Annotated in this window: 14 protein-coding genes; 4 read left to right on the forward strand and 10 right to left on the reverse strand. The window is 45.8% G+C overall.

The genetic code is table 11. The features are described 5' to 3' along the window. Positions 1-4 precede the first annotated feature (4 nt). A complete protein-coding gene (locus NIAKO_RS14205; protein ID WP_014219140.1) occupies positions 5-3,163 on the reverse strand; it encodes a SusC/RagA family TonB-linked outer membrane protein in 3,159 nt (1,052 codons plus the stop codon). A gap of 228 nt (positions 3,164-3,391) precedes the next feature. Here NIAKO_RS14205 and NIAKO_RS37755 point away from each other — a divergent pair, with 228 nt between their 5' ends. Together NIAKO_RS37755 and NIAKO_RS14215 are read left to right on the forward strand one after the other, a co-directional pair. Beyond that, complete coding sequence (locus NIAKO_RS37755; protein ID WP_071884234.1) at positions 3,392-3,583, forward strand: hypothetical protein; 192 nt, start codon at positions 3,392-3,394, stop codon at positions 3,581-3,583. A gap of 72 nt (positions 3,584-3,655) precedes the next feature. Beyond that, complete coding sequence (locus tag NIAKO_RS14215) at positions 3,656-6,196, forward strand: Kelch repeat type 1-containing protein (protein WP_014219142.1); 2,541 nt, start codon at positions 3,656-3,658, stop codon at positions 6,194-6,196. Positions 6,197-6,212: 16 nt separating this feature from the next. Here NIAKO_RS14215 and chrA read toward each other — a convergent pair whose 3' ends face one another. From chrA to NIAKO_RS14250, 7 genes are all read right to left on the reverse strand, one after another. After that, on the reverse strand, positions 6,213-7,367 hold the full coding sequence (chrA, locus tag NIAKO_RS14220; RefSeq protein ID WP_063721370.1) for a chromate efflux transporter: 1,155 nt from the start codon (positions 7,365-7,367) through the stop codon (positions 6,213-6,215). A gap of 57 nt (positions 7,368-7,424) precedes the next feature. Continuing rightward, positions 7,425-8,756: a family 43 glycosylhydrolase gene (locus NIAKO_RS14225; RefSeq protein ID WP_063721341.1), complete on the reverse strand. Its 1,332-nt coding sequence runs from the start codon at positions 8,754-8,756 to the stop codon at positions 7,425-7,427. Between the two features lie 84 nt (positions 8,757-8,840). After that, entirely contained in the window at positions 8,841-9,470 is a 630-nt protein-coding gene (locus tag NIAKO_RS14230; protein WP_014219145.1) for a dienelactone hydrolase family protein, read from the reverse strand. 49 nt (positions 9,471-9,519) lie between these two features. Continuing rightward, a complete protein-coding gene (locus NIAKO_RS14235) occupies positions 9,520-10,440 on the reverse strand; it encodes a hypothetical protein (RefSeq protein ID WP_014219146.1) in 921 nt (306 codons plus the stop codon). Positions 10,441-10,506: 66 nt separating this feature from the next. After that, on the reverse strand, positions 10,507-11,436 hold the full coding sequence (locus NIAKO_RS14240) for a hypothetical protein (protein WP_014219147.1): 930 nt from the start codon (positions 11,434-11,436) through the stop codon (positions 10,507-10,509). A gap of 23 nt (positions 11,437-11,459) precedes the next feature. Further along, positions 11,460-11,858: a hypothetical protein gene (locus NIAKO_RS14245; RefSeq protein ID WP_041346764.1), complete on the reverse strand. Its 399-nt coding sequence runs from the start codon at positions 11,856-11,858 to the stop codon at positions 11,460-11,462. Positions 11,859-12,066: 208 nt separating this feature from the next. Continuing rightward, positions 12,067-12,366, reverse strand: a complete 300-nt coding sequence (locus NIAKO_RS14250) for a hypothetical protein (protein WP_014219150.1) — start codon at positions 12,364-12,366, stop codon at positions 12,067-12,069. Between the two features lie 126 nt (positions 12,367-12,492). Here NIAKO_RS14250 and NIAKO_RS38960 point away from each other — a divergent pair, with 126 nt between their 5' ends. Continuing rightward, positions 12,493-12,669 carry a hypothetical protein gene (locus NIAKO_RS38960; RefSeq protein ID WP_014219151.1) on the forward strand — a complete coding sequence of 59 codons (177 nt, stop codon included), beginning with the start codon at positions 12,493-12,495 and terminating at the stop codon, positions 12,667-12,669. Between the two features lie 56 nt (positions 12,670-12,725). Here NIAKO_RS38960 and NIAKO_RS14255 read toward each other — a convergent pair whose 3' ends face one another. Then, entirely contained in the window at positions 12,726-13,517 is a 792-nt protein-coding gene (locus NIAKO_RS14255; RefSeq protein ID WP_014219152.1) for a helix-turn-helix domain-containing protein, read from the reverse strand. Further along, complete coding sequence (locus NIAKO_RS14260; protein ID WP_014219153.1) at positions 13,517-14,488, reverse strand: SDR family oxidoreductase; 972 nt, start codon at positions 14,486-14,488, stop codon at positions 13,517-13,519. Before NIAKO_RS14260 ends, NIAKO_RS14255 begins: the two co-directional genes overlap by 1 nt. A gap of 486 nt (positions 14,489-14,974) precedes the next feature. On the opposite strand from NIAKO_RS14260, the gene NIAKO_RS14265 reads away from it, so the two are divergent. Continuing rightward, entirely contained in the window at positions 14,975-15,586 is a 612-nt protein-coding gene (locus NIAKO_RS14265; RefSeq protein WP_014219154.1) for a hypothetical protein, read from the forward strand. The last annotated feature ends 3 nt before the right edge of the window (positions 15,587-15,589 follow it).

Consider the following 15,589-nt stretch of genomic DNA (forward strand, 5'->3'; position numbering starts at 1 on the left):
TCGTTTAGAAGGTAATGGAAGCGCCTACGTTAAAGGTGCGGTTGAGCGGGTATTTATAACCACCCAAACCATATTCAAAACCGGCATTGGGAATTTTACCCGGGTGCTCAGGATCACTGTCCTTAAGCCCGGTTAATGTAAACAGGTTATAGCTGTTCACATACACGCGGCTGTTTTTGATGCCCAGTTTTCCTATCAATGCAGTGGGCAAACTGTACCCAATCTCCATTGTTTTACAACGCAGGAAGCTGGCGTCCTGTACTGCTTTGGTGGAATTATTGATGTTGCCATAGTCGTACCCCATGGCCGGGTATTTACCTGCCACCCATTGGGTGTTAGGATCAAATACATTATCATCGGGATTTACCGTATGCCAGCTATCGAGGAATTTGGTAAGCGAGCTGCGGCCATACATCAGCGGTTGGGCATATTGTTCATCATACTGTACCCAGAAACCGGTTGCACCGGCCATTACCGCGGTGAAGTCAAATCCTTTATAGTATAACCCAATGGTTAACCCGTAATTTACCAGCGGAAGGTCCTGCGTGGCAATCGGGTGATCGTCGTTGCCATCTATCACGCCATCATCGTTCCAGTCCTGCAGGTAATAATCGCCGGGCACCACGTTGTTGTTGCCACCGCCGGTGTTTACCTTGTAATTATAGATCTGGTCGTAGCTGCCGAACTGCCCGCCATAATCTTTACCCCACCAGATATTCTTATACCGGTTGGTGAGGCCATTGCGCCATTGCTGGTATTCATTCCCGGCGAGGCCCTGCGTTTGGTTACGGAAGAAGTTGCGCGCATAAGAAACGTTACCGGTTATATTCACTCTTACATCGTGGATGGTTGTGCGATGCGTAAGCGTCAGCTCCCATCCTTGCGACCGGTCTGAATTGAGGTTTTCCTGCGGAACGGTAACCCCTACCGTGCCGGGAATTACTACCGAACGTTGGGCAGGCAAACCGGTCCGGTCCCTTCTGTATACATCGATTGATCCTTCGAGTTTATTATTGAGCAAGGAAAAGTCGAGCGCGATGTTTTTGGTAGTGGAAGTGGTCCAGGTAATGTTTTCATTTACGAGGCCACGGGTTTCGGCGCCGTTTACAAACGAACCGTTGAAGATGTAACCCCAAACGCTATTATCGTTGGGATTTACAGTTGGATAATTATAACCGGCTACATACTGGAAGGCGGCAGCATTGTCATCGCCCATTTCGCCATACGAGGCGCGTATCTTCAGGTTTGAAATAATTTTCGGAGATACCAGCCTGTTGAAGAAAGGCTCTTCACTAATGCGCCAGCCGGCGAGGAAGGCCGGGAAAAAGCCCCATTGCCCCTTCCCCGGTTTGTATTTATTGGTACCATCGTACCGGGCCGTAGCTTCGGCCAGGTATTTTCCTTTGTAATCATAGGTAGCGCGGCCCACCCAGGAACGCATCACTACTTCGGCAACCCCACCGGGTGAGGTATTACCGATCTGCCCAACCGACTCGGCGCCAAACAGGTAATCGACCGGCAGCAATACATTGCGCGAGGCATAGATGTTATCGTTCCTGGAATGGTTCTCCTCTAACAGAGCCATGGCCGACACGTTGTGCGTGTTGTTGAACGAGCGGTTATACTGTAACGACAACTGGCTGAGCGTTTGAAAACTGGTACCATAGGTACGGGTAAGGTTGGAAGGGCCATTTACATTCGACACCTTGTATTCGTTTGAGTTGGCATCGTAGGTATACAGGTTATACGCTTTTTTGTAGTCGGTATTGTCGTCTACATTCAACCCATAGTTAAACATGCCTCTTGCCTTCAGCCCTTTTACTCCGGGAATATCATACTCCAGGTTCACTTGCGTTTGCAGGTTCTTCTGGGTTCTTTTTCTGTACCCAACTTTACCGGCATCGGTAATAGCCACGGGATTGGCATTGTCGGGCATTACGTTCAAATATTGTGGATTGTTGTTTGCGTAGATCTGGTTGATGGGGATCTGGTTCCAGGTATATTTGAAAATGGTCCAAAGATCCTGGTAAGGCTGGTTCTTTTCATCCATATGCCCGCTCACCAGTACCTGGGCCCGAAGGCGGTCGCTGATCTTTACGTTTATATTCGAGCGCATATTCCAGCGGCTGTAATCGAGATCGCCCGATTTCAGCAAACCACTTTGTTTCATATACCCTACGTTAAAGAACATATTCACTTTATCGGTTCCACCGGTAATGTTCAGGTTGTGTTGCACCTGGGGTGATGTAGTATTAAACGCAGCGCCGATCCAGTTGGCCCCGGTATAGGTGCCATCCATCCACGGTTTAATATCGCTGTAGGAATAAGCGGGCGGCTGGTTACTGATGAAGTTATTGGCAAAATCGCGTTTTGTTTTTTCATTCGTCAGCATCATGTAATCAACCGGACCTACGCCATCGGGCATACCGAGAAATGTTTGCCAGGCCTGGTTAAAGGAATACGTGATATCGAACTTGCCATTGCGGGCGCTGCCTTTTTTGGTAGTGATGAGGATAACGCCGTTAGCAGCGCGATTCCCATAAATAGCAGCCGAGGCATCTTTCAGCACAGACACACTTTCAATTTCATTGGGATCGAGTTTTTCAAACCCGCCACGCGGCACGCCATCTATTACTACCAACGGCGCAGCGCCATAGCCACGAATATCGAAGCTGTTCTCGTACCCACCGGGCTCCGCGGTACGTTGGATCATGCGCAAACCCGGAATTTTCCCGGTGAGCATGTTCTGCACGTTCTCGTTTTTGGTAACTACCAGGTCGCTGTTTTTTAACATGGACACCGAACCGGTGAGCGTGGTTTTCTTTTGCGTGCCGTAGCCCACCACGATCACATTGTCGAGACTGCGGCTGTTTTCTTCCATGGTAAGATTGATAGTTCCGCGGCCATTGATAGGAACAGTAATGGCATTCATGGTAACGTGGGAAAAAGAAAGCCGGGTGGCCGAGGAAGGAACGGTAATGGAATAATGTCCGTTCTGGTCACTCATGACCGATGCGCTGGAATCACCGGCTACCGAAACGGTTACGCCGGCCAAAGGTTCTTTCGTTTGCACATGGGTTATTCTTCCTGTGATAGTTTTCTGCTGTGCCAGCACCGCCACAGGAAACAGGCAGGCAAGCAGGAGCTTACAGATAATTTTCATACAACAAGCAATTAGTTTTTTATTCTGATCCTGGCAATTAAGCCCCCGGTCCCTAAAAAACTATTAACAAACCCATTAATGGCTTATTAATAGGAAAAATCTTCCCGGCTAATACATAATTAAGCCTTAATTAAGCTGTCAATCTTTATTTGCAGACCTGTCAGGTGCACCATTTCATCTTGCTGATTCAGCATGCTAAAGTGCACCTGACAGGCCCATATGATAAAAATGAAATATATCAGCATTCCCTTCTCCCTTTTGTTATTCGTATTGCTAATGCCCGGCGCCGGTTGGAGCCAGTTAAAACACAGCATGCAGACTTTATATCCCAGTTACAAAGGATTGGTGATGGCCGGTTACCAGGGTTGGTTCAGGGCTGCCGGCGATGGCAGCGGCAACATGCCAGTGCGAAAAATGTAAAATATTGCCGGTAAGTGTTGTAAGGAGCCTTCAGCATGAGCATAATTAGAAAAAATTTCTTTTTATTTGCTCATGCTGAAACTGGCTTTTGCTTTGCTATTTATTGTTGGTGGATTGCATGCTTTTGCGCAGCCCTATGGACTACAATTTTCCAGTCACGAAGTGATCCCCGAAAAACGTACCTCGATCGATCTCACGGCCGATGGCCCCCTGCACCTGGCCGGCGAAACCGAGATCTCCTTCGATCTGATGTTCCAACCCCATAAAGCCATCTACTTCGGTTACGTGATGCGGCTGATTACCGCCAATAACCAGCACATCGATATCGTATACAACCAGCGATCGGCCAGTTTTAATTTTGTAAATGGCGAACAGATCTCCGGCACATTGGCCATTGACACCGCTTTGCTTTTAAATGGGTGGAACCGGTTTACTCTCCGCCTCGATGCTGCCCAAAAGAAACTGTTTTACAGCATTAATAATTCTTCAGGCAATGGACCGCTGACTGTTAAACCGGAAAGCGACTACCGGCTGTATTTTGGCTGTAACAACTATGAGGGTTTTCAAACCACCGATATTCCGCCCGCATGCATTAAAGATATCTATATAAAGAATGATGGTAAACTGCAACACGCTTTTCCATTGTCGGAATCGGATGGCGTTACAGCCCTGGACAAGTGTGATCACTGGCAGGCCGCAGTAAAGAACCCGGTCTGGATAAAACCCCGGCACCAGAAATGGGAGAACGTATATTCAGTAAATACCAAAGCAACCGCCAGCATAGCGTTCGATAAAAAAAGAGAGGTGGTGTATATAGTTGCTGCCGACTCACTGTATACACTCAACCTTACCAATATGGCCGCGCAGGCAATCGGGCTCAATACCAAAAGAGACAGCATCCCACCCGGTAATCAATCGATCTTTATCCCGTTCACCAATTCCCTGTATAACTTTTACATCGACAGCAAACAAGTAAGCCGGTATGATAGCGGCGGCAGGCGATGGAACAACAATTTCAACTTTAAAGACCTCACCGTTTACTGGCAGGCGAATAAATTCTTTTCTCCCTGGGATACCTGTTTGTACATCATGGGCGGGTATGGACAATTGCAATACAAGAACCAGGTACAACGCTATCATTTGAACAGCCAGCAATGGGAACCCGTGAAAACCACCGGCGATTTCTTTATGCCGCGGTATATGGCTTCTGCAGGTACTAACGACGCAGGCGACACGGCGTACCTGTTAGGTGGTTATGGCAGCACCAGCGGCGATCAAACCATCAACCCAAGGTTCACGTATGATTTCACATTGTTCGATGTGCGCAAAAAATCATTTCACACGTTGTTTCAATTGAAAGAACCAACCCGGCAATTCTGCTTCGCCAATCAAATGGTAGTAGATGCGCCAACCAATACCTGGTATGCATTGGTATTCCCTACCGACCGGTTCAATGCAGCGCTGCAATTAATACAAGGCTCACTCACATCTCCTGCATATGATTTATTAGGTGATTCCATCCCCTACTCGTATTATGACATCGCTTCTTATGCCGATCTGTATTATTGTAAAACCAGTAAAAAACTGGTAGCCGTTACCTTATATACAGCAAATAACCGGAGTGAAATAAAAGTATATGCCATTGATTTTCCGCCAGGCGCAGTTACTACGCCCGCAACTGAACCGGGCGTATCATCCGGCTGGAAAACCTATGTAATAATAGCAGCGTTTTTGTTGCTGGGTGTGACAGCAGTGTTGGTGATACGGAGAAAAAATGCCAGCCGTCAAAAACGACAGGCGCCGGTTATACCAGTACCTGTTCCTGCAGTAGTAAATCCGGTCACTCAACAGGCAGAAGTAATAGTAGAAATGCCGGAATCAGAACAAACGGTAAAAGCTTCGTCCATTTACCTGTTTGGCAATTTTGAAGTATACGATGCCAATACCCATGATGTTACTACTCAATTAACTCCGCTGCTGAAAGAGTTGCTGATCCTGATTGTTACGCATACCATCCGCACCGGCAAAGGCATTCCCCAGGAAAAACTGTTTGAGATCCTGTGGCGCGATAAACAACAGAAAGACGCCAAGAACAATTATTCCGTAAACATCGCCAAACTAAAACCCATCCTCGAAAGCATCGGCTCCTGCCATATAGAAAAAGTAAATGGGAAAATACAACTGGCAGCGGAAGAAAATGCGATCTACATCGATTACGGCACATTCAATAGCATTGTAAGGAAACCATCATGCACGCCAGCTGAAAAACAAACCCTGTTGAAAATACTCGAAAGAGGATCGTTCCTGAATGAAGTAAATTATTCCTGGCTGGATGATATTAAATCTGAAGTATCGGGCCTGGCCATCGACTGGTTACTCACCAATTTCAACACGCACAATGTTACCGACAGCAGCAGCATTATAAGAATTGCCAATGCCGTTTTCCAGTTTGACCAGTTGAATGAAACGGCACTGGAATACAAATGTAAGGCCCTGATTGCACAAGGCAGGTATGGCCTTGCCCTTGAAACATTCCAGAAGTTTGAAAAAGAGTATGAGCATTCGTATGGGGAGAAGCCAGGGAAGAGTTTTAATGAAATAGCTAATCAATAGGTCACAGGCATTTCACTTACAATTTCAACAACAAAAAGCCACCGATGCTGCCTATTAGAATAATATAAACAGTACTAAGGTTTTTATACGCCAATGATAACCCCAGGCAGCTGGCCAGCACTAATGCGCCGCGCCAGGTTTCAACGGAAGCTGTTAACAGGTGTAAGCCTACTGCTGCAATAATAGATACTGAAGCTGCGCTTAGCCCATCCAGGAAAACGCGCAGGCGTTCACTCTTGCGGGCAGAAGACAACATTTTGTGCAGAAAGAAGGAAATGAAAAAAGAAGGCAGGAAAATAGCAATAGTGGCCAATACCCCGCCGGTGAATCCATTGATCAGATAACCGGCAAAGGTGGCGCTCGATAAAATAGGGCCGGGTGTAATTTGTCCAACCGCAATAGCATCCATTAACTGTTGCCGGGTAAGCCAATGATTATTCCGCACCAGCGCTTCATCCATATAAGCAAACAATACATACCCGCTTCCATACAACACCGCCCCGATCTTTAAAAAGATCAACACCAGCTTTTCATTGGAGAACCGGGTATTTATCTGCAGCAGCAAGGGCGTAAACATCCATCCAATAAAAAAAGATATTTTCTTTCGCCTGGTATATAACAGGTAATTTATCAGCCCGGCGCCGATGATCAGCAACACTTCATTCAGGCCTGCCAGCGATCCGGCAAACACCAGCAAACAAAGCACTATTAAAGTCCTGCTGTTCTTTAAGGTTTTACCGGTAAGCCTGAAAACAGTTGTTATAACCAATGCCGTGGTGGCAGGCCGTAAGCCAAAGATAAAATTCTGTACATCGGGCAGTGCACTGTACCGCTGATAAAAATAACCAAACAACAGGCAGATCAACATCGCAGGCAAAATGTAACAGATGCCTGCAACCACCAAACCCAGGCGGCCACCCCTTTCTTTTCCGCAGTGCATTACAATTTCCACCGCATTGGGACCCGGAATGATATAGGAAGCGCTTACCACATCCATGAAATGCTGGTGATCGAGCCACTGCCGTTTAATCACCATTTCATTTTCAATAGTGGACACCATTCCGGCAATGCCTCCAAAACCAATGCTGCCCAGTTTTAAACAGGAGAAAGCAATTTCCTTTAACCGCGTTAACCTGCCTGCTGTATCGTTATGTGTGTTAGTTGGTGCCATGTTGCCGAAATATACAGAATCCATACAAATCTCAATTCGGCAACATGGGTTTTAATATTAATCTAACGGGGTAATGGTGATATAGTCGACATTTACGGCATCCTTGCCACCGCCTTCCAGCCTGATGGTATTGTTGCCGGCAATTAGTTTTACCGTAAACACCGTTTTACCGGTAAATGCAGTTGCATCGCCCGTTGCAATGGCGTTCAGGTAAGAATAATCGGCGCCATTCACCAGTAATTTTATTCTGCCATAGTCTGCATTCGCATGCGCAATGATAATGGTTGCACGGCCGGCTTTTTTGCCACCATTGATATTTGAGAAAGTAATATAAGAAGCCGCGTCTTTCAGGTTGGTAACATAATTACCGTTTACTGCAGCACCGCCGCCCAACTCCGCTTTTTCCGCTTCATAGCGGGTCGCTTTTTTCGTATCCGGTTTTGACGATTTTATCGCCGCCGGACCGGTTTTGGTTTGTTCAATCAGTTTAATAGTGCCATCGTCGTTGAAATTCACATAGTCCACACAGATAGACCGCAAATTGCCATGCCCGGTATTGGAGATATGCTGGTTGTGATAAAACATATACCATTTTCCTTTGTACTCTACTACCGAACCATGATTGGTATCGCAATCGGTAGAACCGAGGAACACGCCCTGGTATTTCCAGGGTCCCAATGGGTTGTTACTGGTTGCATACCGCAACTGGTTTTCGCGGCCATGGTTATCGGCATAAGTAAGGTAGTAGATCCCGTTCCGTTTAAACACCCAGGTGGCTTCGTGAAAATCAACCAGGCCTTCCATCTTTTGCATCGGGCCATCGATTTCAACCATATTGTCTTTCAGTTTTCCGCCTGCGCATTTACTGCCGCCGCCAAAATAAAAATAGGCCTGGCCATCGGTATCCATAAACACACAGGGATCTATCATGGAACTGCTGTCGATGCCCTTTATATAACCCACGGAGGTAAAATCGCTGGCCGGTTTTTTGCTGGTAGCAACGCCAATCTTCCAGCTATTGTTCCATTTGGTTTCGCTGGGGTGCGGGAAATAAAAGTAATACGTACCGTTTTTGCAGGCGCAATCGGGCGCCCACATAAAACCGCCTTCTTTGCGGCCCCACTGCACCTGGCTGGCGTTGAGAATTTCGCCTTCATCGCGCCAGTTCACCATATCGTCCGTTGAATATACGTGGTACCTGTCCATCAGATCGCAACCGAGGGCCGGATCAATATCGTGGGAAGGATAAACATACAACCGGCCGTCGGCCCATACATGCGCCGAAGGATCGGCCGTGTAAATACTGGTAATAAATGGATTTTGGGAAAAACAGGAAGCGCTGAGAAATAAAGAGATCAGCAGGGGCTGACAGGCAATTATTTTTTTCATAGGTGCAAGAAAGGATTGGGGCATTAACCAGCCGCTTAATAGCGCATTAATTGGGGATTAATGGCGGAAAATCCGCCCAACCTATTATAAATATTTATCGAACCAGCTGGCTGCCAGGTCGGCCACGTTATGCAAAGCGCCGGGTTCCTCAAACAAATGAGAAGCGCCCTCAACGATGGCTATATTTTTTTCGCTGGCCAATTGTTCATACGCCTGGTTGTTTAAACCCATCACCTGCGTATCGCGCGAACCCACGATCAGCAGGGTTGGCGCTTTTACCTGTTTCAGCGCCACGGCCAGATCGGGTCTGCCGCCCCGGCTTACGACCGCTTTTATGTTTTTATCGAGCATGGCCGCCGCCTGTAAGGCCGAAGCCGCGCCTGTGCTGGCGCCAAAATAACCAACCGGCAGGCGGTTTAAACCAGGTTGTTGCGCCGCCCATTCCGTTACCTGGATCAGCCGGTGGCTCAGCAACGCAATATCAAACCGGTTGTTGTACTTTTCATCTTCAAGCCCTGTTAACAAATCGGTAAGCAGGGTGGCTATGCTGTGCTTGTTAAGTACATCGGCCACAAAATTATTGCGCGGACTTAACCGGCTGCTGCCACTCCCATGCGCAAAGATCACCAGCGCTTTTGCGCCAGCAGGCTCGGCCAGGTTTGCGCCCAGCTCCACATCCTTTAAATTGATTTGTATTTCTTTTTTGCTGGTCACGGGGTAAGTCCTTTTTCATAAAGCTGAAAATCCCGTGCCAGTGCGAGGTTCACTTCCGGTGTTTGAAAAGGATCACCGCATTCTTATTCAGGTCCGAAGCGGCTTTTAACTGATAGCGGTCCTTCCCGGCCACAATGGTCAATAAAGCTGTATTGGGTGGAATAGAACCAAGATTATTGGCTACCAGCACAAATTCATGAATGGGCACATCGTTTTTCAATGGCACCACAATGCGGTATGGATGCGCCGATACAAAAAGCTTAGCCACCAACACTTCGTTGTTATGAAAAACAGTCACCGTATCGCCATCCACCACTTCGTTATCAACTATGGTGATCACAATGCTGTCTGCCGAAGTAATGATCGTACTCAGGGTATCGGCTGAACGGTTGGTTTTAACAGTTTTAATGCTGTCCTCGAAAGCCTTTTTGTTCAATTCGGCAGGGGACAGCACCGGCGCAGGTTTCAGGCTGTCTGTTTTAACAACTGTTCCGCCCTGTGCAACGATGCCCGTTGGATGGCCGTGTTTGTTTATCCAGGTAAACATGAAACTGGTGGTATCTGCGTTTGTACTCACCTGTTTTAAGACGGTGAAGGCCGGCAAGCCCATAGAAAGGACCTTTGTTACAGCCGATTTGGGAAATGCATTCCCAACCAGGTATTTCCCATCGTCCTGAACGCTGTATTTAAGTCTGTAAGTGCACAGGATATGATTGATCGTTCTTTCAATAAAGCTTTGACCAGCGCCTTTTAAATGACGGGTAGCTGGACTGAAGCTGCCTAAAAAATTGGCTTTACAAAAACCCATCCCTTCATCGTACGTATAGCCAATATATGTGCTCCCCTGTTTAATGAGAACCATTTTCATATATTCCTCATCAATCTGCCCTTCCCAGGTACCGGAGAGGTCCTGTGCCTGGCACTGGCCAACAGTGCTCAGCAATAAATACAGGAAGAACAAAAATCCCATACATTACCAATTCACAAAGGAAAGGTAGTAAAATCCGGGCAGGCTTTGCCCGGCAATATGCCCGGTTTATTGCCTGATTTTAAAAAGGATCACCGCATTCTTTGTAAGGTCTGAAGCGGCTTTTAACTGATAGCGCTCCTTCCCTGCTTCAATGGTCAACAAAGCAGTATTGGGAGGAATAGAACCGAGGTTATTGGCTACCAGCACAAATTCATGAACGGGTATCTCCTTCTTCAATAGCACCACAATGCGGTATGGATGAGCAGATACAAAAAGTCGTGACACCAGCACTTCGTTATTATGAAAAACAGTCACCGTATCGCCGTCCACCACCTCATTATCTTCAATGGTGATCACAATGCTGTCTGCCGCAGTAATGATCGTGCGCAAGGTATCGGCTGTGCGCCGGGTTTTAACAGCTGTAAGGCTGTCATTAAACGCTTTTTTGTTAAGATCGGGCGGGCTTGAAATTGGTAAGGGGCTGACTGTGTTAAGGGTATCCGGTTTCCTGTTCTGTACGACTTTGTTTGTTTGATTAACGTTCATTTCCAACCAGGCTGCCATATATTCAGTAGTATCTGTGTTGGCGCCCGCCTGCTTTAAGATGATTTCTCTGCCCCTGGCCCCATACATATCAAATTCCTGCAATACGGCTTCATTCACATGAGCGAAACCAATCAGGTACCTGCCGGCGGCCCGTGGGGTGAATTTAAGATCGTATGTACAAAGCGCATGACCGAACGTTTTATCAATAAAGCTGGGGTTGGCGCCTTTTACTTGCCGGGACCGCTCATTAAACTTACCCATAAAATTAGCCTTGCAATAGCCCGAACCTTCGTGATAAGTATAGCCGACGTAGGTATTGCCCGCTTTAATGATCACCAGTTTCAGCAACTCCCCACCTACGCGTCCTTCCCAGGTACCAGAAAGGTCTTGCGACCTACTATATCCGGTAGTGCCCAGCCATAAAAACAGGAAGCAGGATAAGATTTTCATATGCAAAAATTTCTCCGGGGAAGTTAGTTGATTATAGTACTAATAGAAGACTGTTTTGATAACATATACCGTGTCATCAGGGCTCCATTTGCGTCTTTACCTGGATAAATCGAAAATGGGATTGTCTGTTCCAGCTTCCAACCTTTATCTGTATACCTTTTTAACACCTCGGCGATCTTACGTTCATTAGCTTTAATACTTTTTACTTTAATGACGCCCATCGCATTGTAGATATTATCCAGACTTTCTTCGAGCTGTGTGCCATCTGGATTAGTAACAATCAAAACTGAGTTGTCGGGCATGGAATATATGGATTCAACAGCTACTATTTGCATGAATTGTTTGCCGGGAGGGCTATCCTGGGCGTTTACAAAGCCACCCAATGTAACAGCTAATAACAGGGTAAGTAAATGTTTCTTCATGGTGATAAGTATGTTTACACAACGATAAAACATTCTGCCTCACCTTATCATAACAGCTATCCTAAAGTTTTCCTAATGTACCTGTTATGCTTTCACATTTCATTAATAAACTTTCCCTGATTCTCTTATGTTGATTATAGTAACATGCAACATTTTTTACTTTTTTCATAATAAATAAGAAACCGGCCATCGAGCCGGTTTTTTATTTTTAATCACCTGCAGCCTGTATAATCACATCCAATTCATACAACTGCTGTAATTGTTGCAATATTCCGTCAATCAACGCCGCCTCTTTTCCCCGCGACCCGGCAGGAAACCGGGACCTGATTATACTGCAAAATAATCTTATATTATCCGGATATATAGCCACTGTTCCATTCGGATCAAGAAAGATCCCGGTTTTCGCTTTCAATTCAAATATGCTGTCTGCTAACAATTCACAGTCATCATCTGAAAGCTTAAACAAAGCATGCCCGACATCACCCTTTTTATAAAAATGTATACTCATTGGCTTAAAGATAGCATCTTTCAGCTTTCACATTTCATTAATAAACTTCCGGTCTCCTGTTCCTTCTATTATACAAACAAGCAACAAATAAAAAGCTTGAATAACAAACCTTAAAAATTAACTTATATGAAAACGATATTTACCCTTACCACCATTGTACTGATAGTAATTGCTGGTTTAGTTAGTGCAGTATCATTCAAATTCGGGAATTATGATCTGTCAGCTTTATTAACCCTGACCAGCTTTCTTTCAACGGTTTTATGGATCTACGTTGTGAGCAGCAAGAAAGTAGTATTGCGTTAAAAGTTACTTCGGAAACCACATATAGTGCAAAAGAGGCTATCGAAAGATGGCCTTTTTTATTGCGCCTTTCCCACCTCCGCCGGCGACACCCCAAACTGCTTTTTGAAGGCAAACGAAAAATGCGACAGGTTCTCGAAGCCTACCTCCAGGTATACGTCACCGGGCTTTTTGTTTTTATTCTTTATCTGAAAATGAGCTTCTTCCAGGCGCTTGCGGGTAAGCCAGGTACCGGGCATTTCATTAAAGACCTTATTAAAATCGCGTTTGAAGGTTGATAAACTGCGGCCGGTTAAAAATGCAAATTGTTCCAGCCTGATATTGAACCGGAAGTTTTTGTTCATGAACATTTCCAGTTCTATGCGCTGAGGCATACTGAAATTGAAAAACACACTGGCCAGCGCCGGATTTTGCTTTAACAGAATAATAAGCAGCTCCTCCCTTTTCACATTGGCGAAATCGGGGTCCAGCTGCAGTGATCCTTTATAGTATGGTTCCAGTGAGTTTATAAAGTTTAGAACCAGGGCGTCCGTCTTTACCTGCAAAATAGAATCATCATTTTCAAATACCGCCGGCTTGTAAGGATGTTTTTCAAGAAACGAACGTAAAAAGGGTTCATCCAATGCAATCACGATCTTATGAAAGAAGCCATCTGTCTTATTTTTTGTATACCTGATCAAATGGTTTTTCCGGGCGATGATGGCATCGCCCGGTTTTGAAATATATTTCTTTTCGCCATCGTAGGCTACGTACGTTCCCTGCAATAAATACATGAAATAATGTTCCGGGATCAGGAGTTCCGGTGAAATACCTGGTCCCAGGTAACAGGAATGTATTTTATCTATTTCCACTATTTTAATGCATCAATGGTTTCCAATAATGTCGTTTCCTTTGATCTTGGCTTCCAGCCTAACACCGTTCTTGCTTTTTCAGTGCTCATGTGTACATACATATCAGCGCTTATCGGTTTCAGACCGGCGATGTTGGCGGCGCATAACGGGCGTTCTTTCCGGATCAACTCCGCTATATCATAAATACTTACCGCCCCCTCAGAAGCCGCCAGAAAACGTTCGCCTTTCGCGGCAGGATGCGTCATGGCTACCAGGTGCAAATCGGCCGTGTCACGCACATCAACAATATTAAAGGTAAAATTAGGCGTTTCTTTTATATCGCCATTCAGCAGTCCTTTCAGAGCAAATTCCATCGAGGCTGAATAATTGCCTCCCGGCACCGGCCCAAAGATGCCCACCGGGTTAATAACCGTTAACTCCATTTGGCCGCCTTCCTTTTCAATAAAATCCCAGGCAGCTCTTTCTGCAATGGTTTTTGATTTCAGATAAGGACGCAAGCCTGGTGTGTTGGGATCTGTCCAATCCTTTTCGGTGAAAACATAATCTTTGGGGCTCCGGCTGTAACCAATGGCAGCAAAGGAAGAAGTCAACACCACGCGTTTTACGCCTGCATCACGGGCAGCATTCAATACCCGCAGGGAGCCATCCCTTGCCGGTACGATCAGTTCATTTTCATCTTCGGGGTCTATGGCCGGGAATGGGGATGCCACGTGTAACACATAGGTGCAATCGCGCACCGCTTCCGCCCAATTATCGTCTTTTGTAAGATCGGCTTCTATAAAACTCAATTTGTCAAAACTGGTGATGCCGCCTGCTTTGAGCGACTGAATGATCTCCGCTTTTTTCGCCAGGGAGCGAATGGTTGTTTTTACGGTGTACCCTTCCTTTAACAATTGCAGTACACATTGCAGTCCTAAATACCCGGAACCACCGGTCACTAATACGGTTGTTGTTATTGCTGAGTTTTTCATCCTGTTATTTATTTCTCAGCAAAGCTCCTTCAAATACTTACGGCGTGTTTTGTTTTAAAGTTCAATCTTTCTTTGTTTTAAAGGCCAGCTGTTTAAACGAGATGAATACCCTGCCAACTGAAATCAATTCGTTTTCAGTTTAAAACAGTACGCTACCAACTGAAAACACCCTTTTTTCAGTTTAAAACAATGTGCCACTAACTGAAATCGATCCGATTTCAGTTTAAAACGATATGCTACCAACTGAAATCACCCCGTTTTCAGTTTAAAACAATGCACTAAAAACCGAAATCGCCCCATTTTCAGCTGGTAACAATACAGTACTATAAGAAAACAATGCGTTTTTAGCTGTATCAAACCACAATCACGCCAACGCATTCCGCGCTAAGAACGCTCATTGCGCACAGAACGCGTAAAACGCGCAGGCATTTGGAAGCGCCATATCCAACCATTTATATTTGTACAGAACAATCAAATCTCAAAACCATGAAACGAAACATTGCCATCTACACAAAACGCGAAAATGGTCTTATAACAACCAGCCAACGTGTGATTGAAAAAATGGAAAACAATCCATTGTTTCCGGATCCGCCGGTTTCATTGCCGGAATTAAAAATGCTGTTGCCGGAATTCCTGACAGCGCTTGCCAGTGCCGAAAGCCGGGATAAGTATAAGATCGCTATTAAGAATGATAAGAAAGCCGTTATACTGGCTATGTTGCAGGAACTCGCCACGTATGTAACAATCACCTGTAATGGCGACAGAACGCAGATACTTGACAGTGGTTTTGACGCTACCAACATAAGCCGTGGCGGCGGTATTATAGCACCGTCAATTGAAAAGCTGGAAGTTAGCCTGGGTGCACCCGGTGTGGCAATTACCCGCTCACGGGGCGCCAGGGGCGCTAAAGCTTACGTACACCAATATACAACGGAGCTACCTGGCTTACACACTGAATGGATTGGCGAAGGCAGTGCACAGGTTAAGCATACATTTGAACGGCTGATCTCTGAAAAACGATACTGGTTCCGGGTTGTTGCCATTGGCAATTTTAGACAAACAGGTTACTCACCGGTGGTCACGATGGTGATACAATAAAAC

The sequence above is a fragment of the Niastella koreensis GR20-10 genome, assembly GCF_000246855.1.
GTDB lineage: Bacteria > Bacteroidota > Bacteroidia > Chitinophagales > Chitinophagaceae > Niastella > Niastella koreensis.